Source organism: Luteibacter sp. E-22, assembly GCF_049913125.1.
Classification (GTDB): Bacteria; Pseudomonadota; Gammaproteobacteria; order Xanthomonadales; family Rhodanobacteraceae; genus Luteibacter.
Genome location: NZ_CP183975.1, coordinates 1,502,021 through 1,520,826, shown reverse-complemented (window position 1 = coordinate 1,520,826; position 18,806 = coordinate 1,502,021). Strand labels below are relative to the sequence as shown.

15 protein-coding genes are annotated in these 18,806 nt (G+C 65.9%); 5 read left to right on the top strand and 10 right to left on the bottom strand.

Annotation, left to right across the window (positions count from 1 at the left end):
* Nucleotides 1-61: 61 nt before the first annotated feature.
* On the top strand, nucleotides 62-1,135 hold the full coding sequence (locus tag ACN9M2_RS06670; protein WP_426287879.1) for a sterol desaturase family protein: 1,074 nt from the start codon (nucleotides 62-64) through the stop codon (nucleotides 1,133-1,135).
* Between the two features lie 454 nt (nucleotides 1,136-1,589).
* Here ACN9M2_RS06670 and ACN9M2_RS06665 read toward each other — a convergent pair whose 3' ends face one another.
* The 6 genes from ACN9M2_RS06665 to miaA form a co-directional block, all read right to left on the bottom strand.
* Nucleotides 1,590-2,897, bottom strand: a complete 1,308-nt coding sequence (locus tag ACN9M2_RS06665; RefSeq protein WP_426287335.1) for an adenylosuccinate synthase — start codon at nucleotides 2,895-2,897, stop codon at nucleotides 1,590-1,592.
* A gap of 51 nt (nucleotides 2,898-2,948) precedes the next feature.
* Nucleotides 2,949-3,818, bottom strand: coding sequence for a protease modulator HflC (gene hflC / locus ACN9M2_RS06660; protein ID WP_426287334.1), 870 nt, complete (start codon nucleotides 3,816-3,818; stop codon nucleotides 2,949-2,951).
* Nucleotides 3,815-4,954, bottom strand: coding sequence for an FtsH protease activity modulator HflK (gene hflK, locus ACN9M2_RS06655; protein WP_426287333.1), 1,140 nt, complete (start codon nucleotides 4,952-4,954; stop codon nucleotides 3,815-3,817). The genes hflC and hflK overlap by 4 nt, the downstream gene beginning before the upstream one ends.
* A 164-nt stretch (nucleotides 4,955-5,118) precedes the next feature.
* Complete coding sequence (gene hflX, locus ACN9M2_RS06650) at nucleotides 5,119-6,426, bottom strand: ribosome rescue GTPase HflX (protein ID WP_426287332.1); 1,308 nt, start codon at nucleotides 6,424-6,426, stop codon at nucleotides 5,119-5,121.
* Between the two features lie 94 nt (nucleotides 6,427-6,520).
* Nucleotides 6,521-6,781: an RNA chaperone Hfq gene (hfq, locus tag ACN9M2_RS06645; protein ID WP_167023080.1), complete on the bottom strand. Its 261-nt coding sequence runs from the start codon at nucleotides 6,779-6,781 to the stop codon at nucleotides 6,521-6,523.
* Nucleotides 6,782-6,888: 107 nt separating this feature from the next.
* Nucleotides 6,889-7,851, bottom strand: coding sequence for a tRNA (adenosine(37)-N6)-dimethylallyltransferase MiaA (gene miaA, locus ACN9M2_RS06640; protein WP_426287331.1), 963 nt, complete (start codon nucleotides 7,849-7,851; stop codon nucleotides 6,889-6,891).
* Between the two features lie 546 nt (nucleotides 7,852-8,397).
* Here miaA and ACN9M2_RS06635 point away from each other — a divergent pair.
* The 4 genes from ACN9M2_RS06635 to ACN9M2_RS06620 are packed head-to-tail and all read left to right on the top strand — an operon-like array spanning nucleotide 8,398 to nucleotide 11,321.
* Entirely contained in the window at nucleotides 8,398-9,657 is a 1,260-nt protein-coding gene (locus ACN9M2_RS06635; protein WP_426287330.1) for a hypothetical protein, read from the top strand.
* Nucleotides 9,650-10,258 (top strand): HupE/UreJ family protein, encoded by a 609-nt coding sequence (locus ACN9M2_RS06630; protein ID WP_426287329.1) that lies wholly within the window; start codon nucleotides 9,650-9,652, stop codon nucleotides 10,256-10,258. Before ACN9M2_RS06635 ends, ACN9M2_RS06630 begins: the two co-directional genes overlap by 8 nt.
* Complete coding sequence (locus ACN9M2_RS06625; RefSeq protein WP_426287328.1) at nucleotides 10,255-10,476, top strand: hypothetical protein; 222 nt, start codon at nucleotides 10,255-10,257, stop codon at nucleotides 10,474-10,476. The genes ACN9M2_RS06630 and ACN9M2_RS06625 overlap by 4 nt, the downstream gene beginning before the upstream one ends.
* 53 nt (nucleotides 10,477-10,529) lie before the next feature.
* A complete protein-coding gene (locus ACN9M2_RS06620) occupies nucleotides 10,530-11,321 on the top strand; it encodes a DUF4198 domain-containing protein (protein ID WP_426287878.1) in 792 nt (263 codons plus the stop codon).
* Here ACN9M2_RS06620 and ACN9M2_RS06615 read toward each other — a convergent pair.
* The 4 genes from ACN9M2_RS06615 to ACN9M2_RS06600 form a co-directional block, all read right to left on the bottom strand.
* The gene (locus ACN9M2_RS06615) at nucleotides 11,316-12,299 is read right to left on the bottom strand and encodes an alpha/beta fold hydrolase (RefSeq protein WP_426287327.1); all 984 of its coding nucleotides are present in this window, start codon (nucleotides 12,297-12,299) and stop codon (nucleotides 11,316-11,318) included. The two genes, ACN9M2_RS06620 and ACN9M2_RS06615, sit on opposite strands and share 6 nt — an antisense overlap.
* 1,037 nt (nucleotides 12,300-13,336) lie before the next feature.
* Nucleotides 13,337-14,152, bottom strand: a complete 816-nt coding sequence (locus ACN9M2_RS06610) for a helix-turn-helix transcriptional regulator (protein WP_426287326.1) — start codon at nucleotides 14,150-14,152, stop codon at nucleotides 13,337-13,339.
* 79 nt (nucleotides 14,153-14,231) lie between these two features.
* Entirely contained in the window at nucleotides 14,232-16,394 is a 2,163-nt protein-coding gene (locus tag ACN9M2_RS06605; RefSeq protein ID WP_426287325.1) for a S46 family peptidase, read from the bottom strand.
* Between the two features lie 124 nt (nucleotides 16,395-16,518).
* Nucleotides 16,519-18,672 (bottom strand): S46 family peptidase, encoded by a 2,154-nt coding sequence (locus ACN9M2_RS06600; protein ID WP_426287324.1) that lies wholly within the window; start codon nucleotides 18,670-18,672, stop codon nucleotides 16,519-16,521.
* Between the last annotated feature and the right edge of the window lie 134 nt (nucleotides 18,673-18,806).

Genomic DNA, 18,806 nt, shown 5'->3' with positions numbered 1-18,806 from the left:
CGTGCAGCTTAATCGCAGTGTCGACCGCGCGCACCTGCACGGTCTTGCGAAGGTAGCCAGCATGTTCGCGGGATGGTCCCATCTTGTCGACTGGACGAGTGCCCATGCCATCGTCCCGTTCCTCGCCCTGCTCCACCTGACCGGCCTGGCCGGCGATCCGCGCGAAATCGCGGGGGCGATCCTCATCTCGATCCTGCAAGTGGCGATCATCGCGCTGCTGTTCCGCCCACTGGAATCGGTGATTCCCGCCGAAAAGTGGGTGGACCGCAAGCTCACCCGGGTGGACTGGCAATACACGTTGATGATGCTGCTCGGGATCTTCCCGATGTTCAGCTATCTGGTGCTGACACCGATCGGCAATGCCTTCGGTGGGACCGACGCGACAGGCAACGACGATTCACTGCTCGGCATCGTGCACTGGGTGCCTGCGCTGAACAGCCATCCGTTGGCGCTGTTCCTGGTCTATTACGTCATCTACGACCTGGTCTATTACTGGATGCATCGCCTGCAACATGCGCTGCCCTGGTGGTGGGCGCTGCATAGCATGCACCACAGCACGCGGCAGATGAGTTGCTGGACCAACGACCGCGGCAGCCTCGTCGATGGCTTCCTGCAGTCGATGGTGCTGGCGGGCGTGGGCTTGCTGATCGGCGTCGCGCCCACCGAATTCGCCTGGTTGATGCTGCTGGGCGAACTGGTACAGAACTTCTCGCATGCGAACGTGCGCGTGCGCTTCGGGCCCGTCTTCGACCGACTGTTCGTCTCGCCCGTGTTCCATCGCCTGCACCACATGCTGGTGGACCCGGACCGCCCCTCGCTGCACAACTGCAACTTCGGGCAGGTCTTCTCGATCTGGGACTCCCTGTTCGGCACCGCGCTGCATGGCGAGCCGATCCGGCCAACGGGCGTCGGCGATCCGATGGTGGATGCGGACAACGAGAAAGGGCTGACGGGCCTGCATTGGGCGGCGTTTCGCCGCTTCTGGGGCGCGGTCACGTGCAAGGCGGGTTGGCGGCTGGGCGAGGTCGCCTTCGGCGCGGATTACCGGCCGGTGTCGGTGAAGGAGATCGATCTTCATGCGTTGGAGGGTGGGCGGCCTGGCGAGCACCCATCGCCGAATGAAAACGGCGCATAAAGAACAGCGCGAGGGTGGCGGTCGACGGCTCTCCCGAGCACTGAGGTGTCGTGCGGCATAAGCAGCACCCGCCATTCGGGTGGCCGTCGCTCTGGTGGGAGCCGACTCTGTCGGCGATGGGTGCTTGCCTCGACCGGGCCCGCTGCCGCGGGATCGCCGACAAAGTCGGCTCCCACCAGGGTGCAGTGATCCAACAGGGGGCGGTGCTTGGCGAGCGTGTCGCGGTGTGTGGTGTGCACTGTCCGGCGTGCGACGACCTTCGCTCTTTCGCCTCAACCCACCGCGGTCGTGACTGAGCTGCCGGGCGTCCCCCTCGGCGCCGCCTGGCGCGCCGAGGGGGACGCCCGGCAGCTCTCCCGCGAGCCACACAACGAACGCGAGGGCGAAGCCGAGCCGACCCAAGAAAAACGCCAGCACATGGCTGGCGTTTTCCCCGACCGCATGCCGAAAAAAATCAGCAGTTGTCGTCGCCGCCGAACGGATCGTCCAGGACGATCGTGTCGTCACGGTCGGCGCCCGTGGCGACGAGTGCCAGCTTGCAGCCTGACAGTTCTTCCACCGCGCGCAGGTAGGCACGGGCGGCGGGCGGCAGTTTGTTCCAGTCGCGGATGCCCGCGGTGGACTCTTCCCAACCCGGAAATTCCAGATAGACCGGCTTGCACTCCGCCCAGCCATCGGCGTCCAGCGGCGCCAGCTCGCGACGCTTGCCGCGGTATTCGTATGCGATGCAGACCTTGATGCTTTCCAGGCCGTCGAGCACGTCGAGCTTGGTGATGGCGAGGCCGTCGATGCCGTTGATCTGCACCGCGCGCTTCAACGCCACCAGGTCGATCCAGCCGCAGCGGCGCGGACGGCCCGTGCTGGCGCCGAACTCGTTGCCCTTCTTGCGCAGGAGTTCGCCCATCTCGTCGTTGAGTTCGGTCGGGAACGGACCGCCGCCGACGCGCGTGGCGTAGGCCTTGCAGATGCCCAGCACGTAGTCGATATCGCGAGCACCGACGCCGGTACCGGCCAGTGCGCCGCCCACCGTGGTGTTCGACGAGGTGACATAGGGGTAGGTACCGTGATCGATGTCGAGCAACGCGCCCTGCGCCCCTTCATAGAGGATGTTGCCACCCTCGCGACGGACGTCGTGCAGGATGGTGGCGACGTCGTCGACCATCGGACGCAGGTACTCGCCCCAGGTGAGCGCTTCGTCGAGCACGGTCTGGTAGTCGACCGGCTCGGCCTTCAGCCACTGCGTGAGCACGAAGTTGTGGTATTCCACGGCGGCCTGGACTTTCTCCGGCAGCTCGTGCGGATACATGAGGTCGGCCACGCGGATGGAACGGCGGGCGACCTTGTCCTCGTAGGCCGGGCCGATGCCACGACCGGTGGTGCCGATGGCCTTGGCGCCGGAGGCCACTTCGCGGGCCTTATCGACGGCGATGTGGTACGGCATGATCAGCGGCGTGGCCGGAGAGATCTTCAGGCGCGGACGCACGTCGACGCCCTGCTCTTCCAGTTCGGCGATTTCGCTCATCAGCGCGGCCGGCGAGAGCACCACGCCATTGCCGATCAGGCAAAGCGCGTCGTCGCGCAGGATGCCCGACGGGATGAGGTGCAGGACGGTCTTCTTGCCCTTGATCACCAGCGTATGACCAGCGTTGTGGCCACCCTGGAAACGCGCGACGGCGCCGACACGTTCGGTGAGGAGATCGACGATCTTGCCCTTGCCCTCGTCGCCCCATTGCGCGCCGAGAATGACGACTGACTTACCCATGTTGATGCTTCTCTTTAGTTGCGGTGCCCTGCCGGGCGATGTGGATCGAATTCAGCGCGGACGGCCGGGGCCATCGTTGAGGTAGCGTAGGAATTCGGAATCGGGCTTCAGCACGAAGGTGCCCTTGCCGTCGGCGAAGGCCTTCCGGTAAGCCGCGAGGCTGCGGTAGAAGGCGAAGAATTCCGGGTCCTGGCTGTATGCCTGGGCATAGATGGCGGCTGCCTGTGCATCGCCATCGCCCTTGACCTTGGTCGCCTCGCGGTTGGCGTCGGCCAGCAGCACCAGCTTCTGGCGATCGGCGTCCGCTCGGATCGTCTCCGCGCTCTCCTGTCCGGTGTAGCGCAGCTCGTTCGCCAATTGCAGGCGTTCGGCGCGCATGCGCTTGTACACCGAGCCACTCACCTCGTCGGGCAGGTCGATACGCTTGATCCGCACGTCGACGATGGCGATGCCGAGGTTCTTGCGGGCCACCGAGTCGGTCTGCTGGCGCACGCGCTCGGTGATGTCCTTGCGGCCACCGGCGATGAGGTCTTCGAGCGGACGCGCGTTGAATTCATAGCGCAACGCATCCTTCACGATCGGAGTGAGGCGCTGGATCGCCTGTACCTGTTCGCCGGAGGTCGCACGGTAGTACGACGCGTTGTCGGCTATCCGCCACTTCACGTAGAAGTCGACGTTGACGCTCTTCTTCTCCAGCGTGAAATAACGCTCCGGCTGCGCATCCAGGCCGAGGATGCGGTTGTCGAAACGCATCACCTGCTGCACCACCGGAATCTTGAAATGCAGGCCGGGCTGGTAGTCGGCGCGCACGATACGGCCGAACTGCAACAGCAGCGCGTTCTCGCCTTCCTTCACGATGAAGGCGCTGTTGAAGCCCAGGAGGACGAGGGCGACGACGATGAGGCCGGAAACGATCTTCACTGGGCGCTCCCCTGCTGCGGCGGATTAGGAGTGGCGTCGGTCGTCGTCGCGGACTGGATGACCGTGCCCACACCCGGCACGTTGCGTACCGCGCCGTTGTTCGTCTCGACCGGCAACTGGATGATGTTCTTGCCGCTGCTGCCGTCGACGACCTTCGGATTGCCGGCCATCACTTCCTCCACGGTTTCCAGCCACAGGCGCCGGCGGGTGACATCCGGTGCCGCGCGATATTGCTTGAGCAGCAGGTTGAAGCGCTCGACGTCGCCATTGGCGCGGGCGATGCGCTCGACGCGATCGGCCTCCGCCTCGGCGGCGATGCGTGCGGCTTCGCCACGTGCCACCGGTACGACCTGGCTCTCGTAGGCGCGGGCTTTGTTCTCTTCGCTTTGCTTGTCTTCGCGGGCGGCGTTGACGTCGTCGAAGGCATCCTTCACTTCCTTCGGCGGCGACACGTTCTGGAAGCTGACGCCGGTGACGAGGATGCCCGCGTCGTACTTGTCGAGCGTGGCCTGGAGGATGTCGCGCGTCTGCTGCTGCAGGGTTTCCTTCGCCGCGGGCGCGACACCGGTGACGGGCGCCTGGTCCGGTGCCGGCGTGTCGACGCCCGGCGTGGTGAGGATGTTGTCCATGATGTTGGCGCCGACCACCGAGCGCACCGCGGCCTCGGCCGCGTTGTGAATGGTGTTCTCCTCGCGGTCGGCGTTGGAGTAGAGGAACTTCCGGGCGTCGGACACCTGGTACTGCACGTTGAAGTCGATCGCGATGATGTTCTCGTCGCGGGTGAGCATCGACACATTGTCGGACACCGAGCGCACCTGGGTCGTCTCGACCTTGGTCACGGTCTCGATCGGGCTGGGCGCCTTGAGATGGAACCCTGGCGGCAGGATGCGCGAGAACTGGCCGAAGCGCAGCACCACGCCGACCTGGCGGGCATCGATGACGGTGTAGCTGGAGACCAGCAGCCAGGCCACGATGAAGACCAGCACGATGGCGAAGACACCGCCGCTACCCGCGCCGAACTTGCCGAACCGGGCCCTGAGGCTCTTGATCGCCGCATCGATGTCGGGCTTGCGCCCGCTCGATCGGTTGCGGTTCCAGGGATCCTTCTGGCCGTTACCGGGTTCGTTCCAAGCCATGGGCGACAGTCTCCTTCGGGGACCGGAGGGTGGGCGGCTGGCAAGCCTTGAGGTGGACCCGCCGCGGCGGGGGATGGACGCCGGACGCACAAGCGCCCTTCGCCGCGCCGATAGGGCACGCAAACGCTGTGAATTCTATCAGATGGGTACCGATGAGTGCTCGATCAGTAACCGGCGTGGGGCGGATCGATCAGCGCGCGCAGGGAGCCCGCGTGCACGTCGTCGCCCAACAGGGGCGCCAGCACGGAACGCGGCGCGTCGATGTCGAGGTGCCAGCCGTGCTCGTCCACGGCCTCACCCGCGATCGCTCCCGCTGCCTTGAGCCGCGCATGCAGGCGTCCGGCGCTGAGAGGAAGCTCAAGACCTGCCCGGATGCGGTCACCACCGAGCAATTCGCCCAGCGCCTCGCGCAAACCGTCCACACCCGCACCCGTGGCGGCCGAAAGCCAGACCTGGCGCGGCTTGCCGTCGTCGCCACGATCGATCCGCGGCGCCATGTCGACGAGATCGACCTTGTTCATCACCGACAGCTGGGGCACGTCGCCGGCACCGATTTCCTCCAGCACCTCGTTCACCACCCGGGCCAGCAGCTCGCGCTCCTCGTCCGCGGCGTCGCTGACGTGGATCAGGAGGTCCGCGTCGCGCGCCTCGGCCAGGGTCGCGCGGAAGGCCGCGACCAGGTCATGGGGAAGCTCACGGATGAAACCGACCGTGTCGGCGATCACCGCCGGGCCACAGGAGAGGCCGTCGACCTTGCGCACCGTGGGATCCAGCGTGGCGAACAACTGGTCGGCGGCGTAGACGCCGCCGGTGGTCAGGGCATTGAACAGGGTGCTCTTGCCCGCGTTGGTATAGCCGACCAGGGCCACGCGCGGCACGGTGTTGCGCAGGCGCGCGCGGCGCTGCTGGTCGCGCTGGACCTGGACCTTCTCCAGACGCTTTGTCAGCATCTTCACGCGCTCGGCGAGCAGGCGGCGGTCGGTTTCCAACTGGGTTTCGCCCGGGCCGCGGTTACCGATGGCACCGCCGCGCTGGGCGTCCAGGTGGGTCCAGCCGCGCACCAGGCGCGTGGCCAGGTGCTTCAGCTGGGCCAGTTCGACCTCGAGCTTGCCTTCGTGCGAGCGTGCGCGCTGGGCGAAGATGTCCAGGATCAGCCCGGCGCGATCCACCACCCGGGTCTTGAGGTGCTTCTCGAGGTTGCGCTCCTGCACCGGGCTGAGCACGTGGTCGACCAGGACGAGGTCGGCCTCGAGCGCACGAACGGCCTCGGCGACTTCCTCCGCCTTGCCACTGCCGATGTAGAAACGGGGGTTCGGCACGACGACCCGGGCCGAAATGCTGGTGAGGATCTCGGCACCGGCCGAAGCGACCAGTTCGGCGAATTCCTCGCCACGGCGAATCGCGTCGCCCTCGCCCCGCGAATGCGGCAGCACCAGGATGGCCCGATCGCCTTTCTTTTGTCTATCGAACACTTAGGGGAATCACCTCATGGAAAAAGAAGGGGCGCACGCAGCCGGAAGCATACGCGCACCCACTCATTCCTATATGGGACGAAGCCAGGGCCCCTCAACCCTCGCCGTCACCCGATGCCGCATCGCCGTGGTTCTCGTGCCCGCCGACCCGGACGTTCCGACTCGGCACCACCGTGGAAATGGCGTGCTTGTACACCATCTGGCTCACCTGGTTGCGCAGGAGCACCACGAACTGGTCGAACGACTCGATCGTGCCTTGCAGCTTGATTCCGTTCACCAGGTAAATGGCGACCGGCACACGCTCGCGCCGCAGCGCATTCAGAAACGGGTCTTGCAACGATTGCCCTTTGGACATTCTTCTTCTCCCCTACGCCTCTCGTACGGGTCCGGGTAAAAAACGCCTTGCGACGCCCCAGCCCAAGTGTCTTGAATCTTAACTGCTTTTAAACGCTCGCTGGTAGCTTAAGATCGTGACGATCTCGGCATTCCGACGAACTGTTCCACCGCACGCGTGGCCTCGGGCAACGGATCCCCCCGGTCCGGGTCGAACGTGCGCGCGTCGAACTCGCCGCGCAGCCAGGTGATCTGGCGTTTGGCGAGTTGACGAGTGGCATAGATACCACGGTTGCGGAAGTCCGTGGCATCCCCCTGGCCGTCCAGGTACTCCCAGGCCTGCCGGTAGCCCACCGCGCGGATCGCCGGCAGGTCCGGATGAAGGTCGCCACGGGCTCGCAGGCGGCGGACCTCGTCGAGGAAGCCCTCGGCCAGCATGGCGTCGAAGCGGAGCGCGATGCGCTCGTGCAAGGGCTTCCGATCCACCGGCAGCAAGGCAAGCTTGAGGACCCTCCAGGGAAAGCGGATCGCCGTGCCGCCCTGTTGCAACTCACTCAGGGGGCGCCCACTGAGTGCCATGACTTCCAGCGCGCGCTGGATCCGTTGCGCGTCGCCTGGCCGAATCCGCGTACCGGCCACGGGATCGAGGGCAGCCATGCGGGCGTGCATCGCCGCCCAGCCAATCACCTCCGCCTCGGCCGCCAGCTGTTCGCGCAACGCCGGATCGGCCTCGGGCAGGTCGGACAAACCGCGTTGAAGGGCGCGGAAGTAGAGGCCGGTTCCTCCGACCAGAAGAGGCACCCTCCTCTCGCCTGTGATGCGCTGCATCGTCGCCAACGCGTCCTCGCGAAAGTCCGCCGCCGAATACGGCCGTGCCGGATCGCGGATGTCGACCAGGGCGTGCGGGTAACGCGCGAGCGTGGCGGCATCGGGTTTCGCCGAACCGATATCCAGGCCGCGATAGACCAGCGCCGAATCGACACTGACCAGGCCCACGGGAAAACGATCCGCCAGCGCGCAGGCAAGCGCCGTCTTGCCCGATGCGGTCGGGCCCATCAGGAAGATGGCGAGGGGGCGATGGTCGAAGGTCATGCACGCGGTGGGCGATGGAACGACCGCAAGGTTAGCGCACCCGGGTGAGATGCGGCGATGAAGGCGGGCAACGCTTGACCAGCGCAACGCAAGTGCACGCCACGTAAGGGGCTTGCGCAGTTATCCACACGGTTATGCAGCGATTACCCACACCGGCTGTGGATATCGTGCGCGGTGCCGGGTGAGCATCGCCCTGGTCAGTCCTTGAGCAGCGCAACGCAAGTCCATGCTGTCAAAGGGCGGAATGGAGTTGTCCACATGCTTATGCAGAGAGTATCCACACACGCTGTGGATATCGCGATGCGCTTCCGGCATGCGTGGTCACGAACTGATCAGGACAACGCAAGTGGCCGCCACGCATGGGCCAATCGGACTTGTCCACACGGTTATGCAGCGAGTATCCACACGGCGTGTGGATATGTCGTGCCATGTGTTTTCAGAAGGAAGCCCGAGGTCAGGTCGCACCGTGTGAATCGCTAAAGATTCCGACAGTCGCCACTAGCGGATTCGGGTGTACTGCCACCAGTCCATTCTGGTACGGCTCTCATGCGAAACCCGCGTCTCCCGCTCACCATCGCGTCGCTTTTCGTTACGGCGATCTCTTTCCTGCCGGTCTCCAGCGCCTACGCCTCGGACCACCTCGATACGCCGACGGTCGCCGCCGATCCACGTGCGGACATCGGCGACATCTACGCCTGGACCTCCACGGACGGGCATCACATGAACCTGGTGATGACGATCGTCGGCCATAGTTTCTCCGACGCCATCGGCTACACCTTCCACATCGACAGCGGCAAGGTCTTCGGCGCCACGAGCAGGACCAACGACGTGACCTGCCGCTTCAGCGCCTCGTATACCGCCGATTGCACCGTCGCCGATGAGCATGCCGCCGGCATGGTCGACGCGGCGGAGGGCTTCGCCTCGCACAGCGGGCGCCTCAGGGTATTCGCAGGCCGCCGTGACGACCCGTTCTTCAATAACGTGAAGGGTTCCCGGAGCGCGTTCGACGTGGCGGCGCGTGCGCTTGAACACGGAACGCCGGTCGACGCCGACGGATTCCCGCAGTTCGACGCCGCCACGGTGGCTTCGATCCGCAGGGAATGGCACCAGACCGACGGCGGTCCGGGGCGGAATTTCCTCGCGGGATGGACGCCGGCATGCATCGTCGTGACGCTGGACCTCGGTCTGGTCAATAGCGGTGGTCCACTGATCGCCGTGTGGGGAGAGACCGCATCGCCGCATGGCCGAATCGACCGTGCGGGGCGTCCACTCACGGGGAACGCCTTGCTCTCTCCGCTCGACGAAGCCAAGGGCGACCGCCTCAAGGAACGCTACAATCGCGCCGAGCCAGCGAGAGCCGCACAGTTCATCGGCGACATCCAGCGCACGCTCGGTCTCTACGATGGTTACGACGGCGTGCGCGGCAACCAGTGGCTCGCCGACACGCATGCGGCGCCGGGAATGCGCTATCGCCGGCTGGCGACATTGCTGGCCGACGATCGCCTATGGGTGAACAGCGCGTCGGCGAGGTGCACGCAACTCTTCGCCGTGGAGTTGGCCCACCTCTCCGGTCGTCGCGATCTCGCCGCCGACTGCGGCGGCCGTACGCCGAACTACGATGCATCGAACATCTATCGTTCGCTGCTCGCGGCCGGCAACCTCGACGGCATCGACGACGGTGTGCATCACGACGATCGCACCCATTCCATGACGCGATTCCCGTTCCTCGCGGCGGAAGTCGACAGCACCCCCGCGTACGCCGCGCCGTCCGCGGCATCCAGCGCCTCGGCCGACTACCATGAATGATCCGCGTGCGTCGTTCGTTGTTCTCGCCTCCGTCGCAGCGGTGATGTTGACCTACGTCAATCCAGCCATGGCGCATGCCGGCACCGGCTTGGCCGGTGGCTTCGGCGCCGGTTTCGCACACCCTTTCGGCGGCATGGATCATCTGCTCGCCATGGTGTCGGTGGGACTGTGGGGCGCCGTGCTCGGCGAGCCCCTGGTGTACCTGTTGCCGATGGTCTTTCCCGGCGTGATGGTGCTGGGTGCCGTGCTCGGCATGGTCGGCGTGCCGTTGCCACCGGTGGAATGGGGCATCGCGCTTTCGGTGTGTACGCTCGGCCTTTGTGTCGCCTGCGCACTCCGCCCCGGCGTGGGCATGGCGATGATCGTCGTCGCCGCGTTCGGCCTCTTCCATGGGTACGCACATGGCAAGGAGCTGCCTTCGGCGGCGGACCCGGTCGGCTACAGCACGGGGTTCGTCTTGGCGACCGGCTCGCTGCACGTATTTGGTATCGGGCTCGGTCTGGCCGCACGGTGGCCGCGAGGCATGCTGGCACTGCGCGCTGTCGGTATCGGCATCGCCGTGACGGGCGTCCATTTCATCGTGCAGGCAACCAGGGCATGAACGGAATGCACGCATCGCTGGCAGCTCTTTCGCTCGCCGTGGGCGTCGTGGTGGCGCTGACCAGCATGATCGTTGCGCGTCACCACCCATCGAGGTACCGCGGCATGCGCATGGCATTACAGGTGGTGGCGAGTTGGTTCCTCGCAATCGCCCTGCTCGTCGCAACGCTCTCGTTCCTACCCGTCACTCCGGGCTACGAGCCCGATCACCTCGAATAGGCTTAGCCATGTCTCGTCATTGTCCACGACCGGTGGGTCGCATCTGCGTGTCGATGCTGATAGTCGCCACGGGCACGGCGCATGCCCACGACTTCTGGGTGCAGCCGCAAGCGTTCCAGGTACAGCCCGTGCAAGCGACGCCGCTCACGTTACAGGTCGGTCACGGACCCTACCGCCAGCGTTCGCCCATCGCGCTGCAACGCATCGTGCGATTCCAGGCCTTCGGGCCTTCGGACCAGGGCGTGGACCTTCGCGGCGCGCTACACGCGGGAGACGTGGCCGGCGACGGCGACGTGGCGCTGCCGCGTGCCGGCACCTATCTGCTTGCCCTGGAAACGGACAACCGCGCGCAGAGCCATCTCCCCTCGCTGCGCTTCAACGATTACCTGACGATGGAAGGCCTGACGCCGGCGCTGGAGCGGCGCCGGCGGGACGATCGCATGGACGTGGACGAGACAGAAATCTACAGCCGCCATGCGAAGGCGATCATGCAAGCCGGACCGTTCGATGCCGCGGCACAGGCCGCCGTGACGGCGCCCATCGGCCTTGCGCTCGAAATCGTTCCCGACGTCAATCCGTACGCCATGCCCCGCTCGCGCACGCTGCCCGTGCGCGTGTTCTATCGGGGGCATGTCCTTCCAGGCGCCACCGTGAAGTTCACGGACCTCGATCACGACGATGCACCCGTCGAGGTCCATGTCACCGACGCCGCCGGCCGCGCATCCTTCGCCATGCCCACCTCGGGACGCTGGCTGCTCAACACGATCTGGATACGCGCCCTGCCGACGGATGCCGAAGCCGACTATGAAACGGACTTCTCCAGCCTCAGTTTCGGGTTCCTATGACGTCACCCAAAGTCGCTGGGCCTCGGCGGCGATGACATCGGGGAATTCTTCGGGAAAGAAGAGTTTCGCGTTGGGTATGCGGTGCACCCCGCGCGAATGCTTGAAGGCATGATCGAGGTACTCCGCGCCCGCGGGCGAGAAGATGGGATCGGCCATGCCCCACACGACACGCATCGGTACGGGACTCTGGGCGAGTTTCGGGCCGATCCCCGCCAGCGAGTTCTCCTCCAGCGCCAGGGCATAGGCATGCGTACGCCCGGGATGCGCCACCAGAGGTGCCAGATACATGTCGATGGCTTCGTCGGTGGGATGACCAGGATACGTGAAGGTCATGCCACCCAGGCCCTCGGGCGAGCGCGCCAGCGTTTTGTCCGCCAGCCATGGTCGCAGCCAGCGATCGACGTACGTGCCCTCGTGCGACATCGCGATCACCGGCGCCATCGCCGCGGGTGGGCATTCGTGTTCGGTATCGCAGTTGGTCAACAACAGGCTACGTACACGTTGCGGATGACGTGTCGCCAACAGCTGGGCGACCGCGCCGCCGCTGTCGTTGGCCACGACGTCGACCCGGGAGATACCGAGGCTGTCCATGAAGGCCACCAGCATGTCCGCCTGTGCCACGGGCGCCACACTTTGACCCGGCGCCACCTCGGTGTATCCGAGACCGAGGAAGTCGGGCGCGATGCAACGACGAGCGCCCGCCAGTCGTGGCAGCACGCCGCGCCACTGGAATCCGTTGAGTGGAAAGCCGTGCAGGAAGAGCGCGGCGTCACCGGTGCCTTGTTCGACATAAGCGATGTTGCCGAACGACGTACGGGTGAATTTCCTCGCCGCGCTGAACCGCCGCGCGTCCATGTCATCGTTCAAGGCCATCCGGCCCATGCCGGGTGCGCACGCCGCCACCATGCCGGCCGCCAGCGCGCCCGCGGCGAGCTTCATGAAAGAACGGCGGTCGACGCCGAATTGCCCATTGCCCACGACGATGTCTCCTCTTCTGCCCACCCAGCGGGGCTGGTGAAGCAGACCATGTCGCCGGCGCTGCGGCTGTCGGAAAATTTAGGCTCTTTGCCATTGCTGGGTTCGCTCTGTGTCGGGCTCGGCTTCGCCCTTGCGTTGGGGGTGTGGGGCTGGAGCCGTCGGCCGCCACCCTCGTCGCTCCGGTTACACCGTCGCTCGGGGAAGGAGGCCGCTGCGCGGCCGTGTCTGATGGCTGGCGCCCCGTCGCGCCCGTCGCGCCGGGCGGGGTTTTCGATTCGGCCTCCGTGCCTCAGCGAAAACGGCCGGCCGTCCAGGCCGGCCCCCTGACGGGCCATTTCGCCCGGCACTCCTCGGTTCCACACCTCGCCACGAGGGTGGCGGCCGACGGCTCTCTGCACACTGAGGTGTCGTGTACGAAGAGCAACGCTCGCCATCCGGATAGGCACCCGTCGCCCTGGTGGGAGCCGACTCTGTCGGCGATGGGTGCTTGCCTCGAACTGGCCCGCTGCCGCGGGCTCGCCGACAGAGTCGGCTCCCACCAGGGTATGGCGATCCAACAGGGTGCGGTGCTTGGCGGTGTGTCGCGGTGTTCCGTGTGCGCTGCGCGCTATGCGGCGTGCGACAACCTTCGCTCTTTCCCATCAACCCACCGCGGTCGTGACTGAGCTGCCGGGCGTCCCCCTCGGCGCGCCATGAGGCGCCGAGGACGGACGGGCGGAAAAGGCCCGCAGGGGATCGGCCTGGACGGCCGATCGTTTTCGCTGAGGCAGGAGCCGAATCGAAAACCCCCGCCCGACCGTCCGGGCCCGCCGGGGCGTCAGCCATCAGACACGGCCGCGCAGCGGCTTTCCTTTCCCAAGGGCCGGCGCCGCCTGGCGCGCCGAGGGGGACGCCCGGCAGCTCTCCCGCCACGCACAACGGCGAATGCGAGGGCGAAGCCGAGCCGAATGAAGCGCGAAGAACCAGCCCGCTGCCGCGGGATCGCCGACAGAGTCGGCTCCCACCAGGGGCGGCTTCCACCGGAACGTTCAGGGTGGTCAGGCGCGCCGGGTCGAGCGCCGGAAATCCGCGGGGGATTGGCCATAGGCCTGGCGGAATACCGCCGTGAAGTGACTATGGCTGGAAAAACCCAGGTCCGCCGCGAGGGCCGAGAGATCCTCTTGTGTGGCCATCAGGTCCAGCGCCCGGGCCAGGCGGAGGCGCAACTGGTAGCGATACAGCGGTATGCCCTCAACGCGCTGGAATACCTGGGTGAGGTACACCGGCGACGCACCGATTTCCGCACCGACATCGGCCAGCGACCAGCGGCGCGACACATCGCTAGCCAGCAGCACTTTCACCCGGTCGGCCAGGCGCCGCTGGCCTTGCGTGGCCTCCGGTGCATGCGAGGTCCGCGGGCCGAGGCTGCGGCCGACCAGGTTCAGCAACAGGGTTTCCGCTTCCAACGGTTCCATCGTCCCCTGCTCCAGCCTGTGGCGGAGCAAGGCCACCATCGCCTGCGCGCCGGGGTCGATGCGCCGGTGATGCGTGCGGAAGCCCGGGGTGGCCCGCTGGTCCAGCAGGCTGGCCGGGGCGAGTTCCTCCAGCAACGGCGCGGCCACCTGGACCGAAAGACTGGCGTCGCTTCCCTCGACCGGGTGGGCGATCCGGTAGCCCTCGTCGGCATTGAAGAACACCACGTGGTTGGCGTCGGCGACGGCCTGGTCGCTGCCTACGTGGCGCACGTAGAGCCCGCGGTACGGAAACACCAGGTACGTGGATGCCGCGCATTCCTCGGGGCTGCGATGCGCGCACCCGCCGTGACAGACCACGTTGCGCACGGAAACGCTCGCCGTTTCCAGCGAAGCGTTCACGCTGAGTTCGTTCGCGGAGGGATCGGACCGGGCCATGGCCGCGAGGATCGCACAGGCGTGCGGTCCCCGCGACTGCCGGTTATTTCGCCGGAACGCCCATCTCCTTCAGGAGATTGTCGGCATGGTCGAGGTGGTGCATCACCCACAACATATAGCGCACGTCGACCTGGATAGAGCGGTTGAGCTTCGGGTTGAACAGCCAGTCGCCGCTGACCGACTCCCAGTTGCCATCGAAGGCGAGGCCGACGAGACGGCCTTGCGCGTCGAGCGAAGGCGAGCCCGAGTTACCACCGGTGATGTCGAGGTCGGCAAGGAAGTCGACCGGCAGCGTACCGAGCTTCTTCGACGCGTAGCCATCGAAGGCCTTCGCCTTGATCGCATCGATCTCGGCCTTGGGCGCGTTGAACGGCTCTTCGCCGGTATTCTTCTGGACGATGCCCTCGGCCGTGGTGAAGGGCGCATAGCTCACGCCGTCACGCGGAGCGACGCCTTGCACGTTGCCGAAGGTAACTCGCAACGAGCTGTTGGCATCCGGGTACACCGGCAGGCCCTGCGACTCCTTCCACGCGATGATCGCCTGCATGTAGCGTGGACGCAGCCGGGCCAGTTCGCCATCGCGGGCGTCTTCTTCGTTTTCGATCGTCTTCAACTCGGGCAGCACCGCGTTGGCCAGCTTCAACATGCTGTCGCCGCTCGCGGCGATCGCCTTCTTGTCGGCCTTGAACCACTTCATGCGCTCGGCCGTGTCGCCGAGCTTGCTGTCCTTGTAGAGCGCCGACACCTTGGTCTGGATGGCCGCGCGCGTGGATGCGCCGGCGAGCCAGGTGTCGAGCGCCGGCAGGCGCTGGTCCTTCGGCAAGCCGACGTAGCGAACGAGTGCGTTGACCAGCAGGTCCTGGTCGGTCTTCGCGTCGTAGCGGCGCTCCATCTGCTTCAGCGCGCCCTCGATGCGCACCTCGTCGCGTTGCTGGTAACCGGCCTCACGCTCCATGTCCGGTTTGCTGCGCTCGTCGGCCAGGCGTGCAAGGCGCACACCGCTGGCGAAAAGCTGGGTGCGCGAGATGAGGGCGAGGTCGACATCGCGCTCGCGGGTGGCCTGGTAGGTGGCGAGCTTGGCCTTGAGTTCGGCGATGTCGGCGACGAGCGCCTGATTCTCCGCACCGCCCTGCTTCTTCAACCACGCGTCGAGATCGGCTTCCTGTTTCTGCTTCACCGCGACAGCATCGGCGCGGCGCAGGCCTTCGAGCTGGCCGCCGAAGTTCTTCAGGTAATTGTTGAGGCCGGCGACGAGGCTGGCGTATTTCACCGTGACGTCGGGATTGGCCTTGCCGTTCGCGGCGATGGTGTCCAGTTGCTCCTGATAGAGCTTGATCTGGGTCGGGTACTGCCAGTCGATCGCGCTGCTCACCTCCTGGGCGAGACGGTACCGGTTCGTCCGGCCCGGATAGCCCACGACCATCACATAGTCGCCTTCTTCCACGCCTTGTGGATTGAGCTTGATGACGTGCTTGGGATGGTAGGGCACGTTGTCCTTGGAATACGTGGCCGACTTGCCGTCCTTCGACACATAGGCACGCAGGTAGCTGAAGTCGCCGGTGTGGCGTGGCCACATCCAGTTGTCGACATCGCCACCGAACTTGCCGATGGACTCCGGCGGTGCGTAAACCAGGCGCACGTCCTTGATCTCGAGTTGCCTGATCAGCTGGTAGCTGTAGCCACCATGGAAGGTGTAGACATCGCAGCGATATCCCTCGGTCTCGCAGCCTTTCACCAGCGTTTTCTTGGCGAGGTCGATGGCGTCGTAGCGTTGCTGGCCGGTCATCGCCGGGGTGAGCTTCGCGGTCACGTCCCGGGTGACGTCACGGATTTCCTCGGTGACGAAGACGCGCATGTCGGGCGAACCGGGGAGTTCCTCCGCGAAGGTCTTCGCGAGGAAGCCCTGCTCGATGAGGTTCTTTTCCTTCGTGGAGTTGTACTGCAGCGCGCCGTAGCCGCAATGGTGATTGGTGACGACCAGGCCATCGGGTGAAACGAAGGACGCCGTGCAGCCACCGAGGCTCACGATGGCGCCCATGGGATAGGCGGTAAGGTCGGTGAGCGTGGCCGGATCGAGCTTCAGGCCGTGCTGTTTCAGCATGGCGGCGATCTTCGGCAACTGGGCCGGCTGCCACATGCCTTCGACGGCATGGGCGGCCGGGATGAGGCCTGCCGCGAGGGCGGTAGCCAATAGGGCTCGGCGCATGATGGATCTCCTTGGTGTTTCCGGGCGCGTTGGGGCGGCTGGGATCGCCGACAGCAATTGTTATAATGTAACGCCAATCCTGGCGAATCGCGCTCCGGCACGTATGTGCCGGAGGTCACCCTTCTTACTTTCCGGGCACGCCCAGTTCGCGCAGCAGGGCGGGCGACGGATAGACCTTGTCGATCAGCCAGCGCATGTAGCGCATGTCGACATGGATGGCGCGCTTGTAGCGCGGGTCGTACATCCAGCTGGCGCTGACCGCTTCCCAGTTGCTGTCGAAGTTGAGGCCGACGAGTTCACCCTTCGCATTCAATACCGGCGAACCCGAGTTACCACCGGTGGTGTCGAGGTTGCTCAGGAAGTCGACCGGCATGGCACCCGACTTCGGATCGGCGTATCCGGCGAAATCGCCCTTCCGGATGGCGTCGAGCAGCGGCTTCGGCGCGTCGAAGGGTTCCTTGCCGGTGTTCTTCTCGACGATACCGGCGACCGTGGTCAACGGGGCATAGGTCACCGCGTCACGAGCCATCAAGGGGGTGACCTTGCCGTAGCTGACGCGCAGGGTCGAATTGGCATCGGGGTACACCGCCTTGCCCTGCTTCTCGCGATAGGCGATCAGGGCCTGCATATAGGCTGGACGCAGGCGCAGCAGATCGCCTTCACGGACCTTGCGTTCGTCCTCGATGCGCAGCAAGGCGGGACGCAGGATGCGTGCCGCCACCAACAGCGCATCGCCGCTCTTTTCGACCTCCGCCGGGGCGGCGGTGAACAGGCGCAGGCGCTCGGCTTCGTCACCGAACTTCGTCGCCGCATAGATGCGATCCAGCGCTTGCGCGAGTTCGGCTGGCGTGCGGCCGAACACCTTGTCCACTTCGGGAAGCCGCTGCGCATCGGGCAGTCGCTGGTAGCGAAGCATCAGCGACGTCACCAGGGCCTTCTCCACGCGCGGATCGTAACGGCGCTGCACCTGCTTCAGCTGGCTCCGGATCAGTTCCTCGTCACGCGTCTGGTAGCCCGTCTCGCGTGCCGCGTCCGCCTTCGACCGCTCGACGGAAAGACGGTCCACCGCCAGCGCGCCACGCATGAGTTGGGTCTGCGTGGAAAGCAGCCCGACCAGCAGGTCGCGCTCACGCACGTCCTTGCCCTGGGCGATCAGGGCCATGACCTGGTCGATCTCCGGCTTCAGCGCCTCCCCGTCGGGCTGCGGCGCGAGCCACGACAACATCGCGGCTTCGTCGTCACGACGGACGGCGACGGCGTCGCTGCGCTGCAGACCCTCGAGTTCGCCGCTGAACCGCTTGATCCCGTTCTTCAGCGTTTGCAGCTGCGACGCATAGCGAATGCCGGCTTCCTTGTCGGCCTTTCCTTGGGCCTCGATCACGTCCTGGAGTGCTTTCAGCACGGCCACCGACGTCGGCAGCCGCCATTCCACCTGATCCGCGAACTCGGCCGCCGTGCGATGGCGATAGGTGATGCCGGGATAGCCGGCGAGCATCACGAAGTCGCCCTCGGCAACGCCGTCGGTGGCGAGCTTGAGGTGCGAGGGCGGATGGTAAGGCACGTTGTCCGGAGAATAATCGGCCGGCTTGCCGTCGCGCCCGACGTACGCGCGCAGGATGGTGAAATCGCCCGCGTGGCGCGGCCAGACGAAGTTGTCGATCTCGTCGCCGTAGTTGCCGATCGCGCGTGGCGGCGCGTAGACCAGGCGGATGTCACGCAGTTCCAGCTGTTTCACGAGGTAGAAGTCGCGCCCGTAGAACATGTTGGCGACACCGCACTTGATGCCCTCTTCCGTCTCGCACTCGGCCACCAGTGCCTTGCTCGCGGCATCGACGGCGTCGTAATAAGCCTTGCCCGTCTTCCCCCTGGCCTGCGCCAGGATGCGATCGGTGACCTTGTCGAATCCGACCGTGACGCGGAGGCGGTAGTCGGGGTTGGCCGGCAACTCGCCGGCGCGATCCGGTGCCACGTAGCCATCGGCGATGAGGTCTCGCTCCGGCTTGGAGTTGTACTGGATGACGCCGAAGGCCACGTGGTGGTTGGTGACCACCAGGCCGTCGGCCGAGACGAAGGCGCCCGTGCCGCCGCCCACCTTGACCACCGCGTTGAGCGGCGCACGGGTCAGGTCGGCGAGGTCCTTCGGATCGCCACGGAAGCCGGCCTCCTTGAGGTTCTTCGCAATTCCCGGCAGTTGCGAGGGCAGCCACATGCCCTCGTCGGCTTTCGCGTCCAGCGCCAGCGCCATGGCGGCTCCCAGCATCATCGAGCGGATTCGCATGTTTCGTTGTCCCCTGTGGGTCGTGCAGAGCGTCCCGACCATAGAGGGCCCGAGGGGCCACTGGCAATGGCGCGGCGCACCACGACCCGGGGCCGGTGCGGCTTATAATGCCGGTTTGGGTCCGCGCCGCGGGC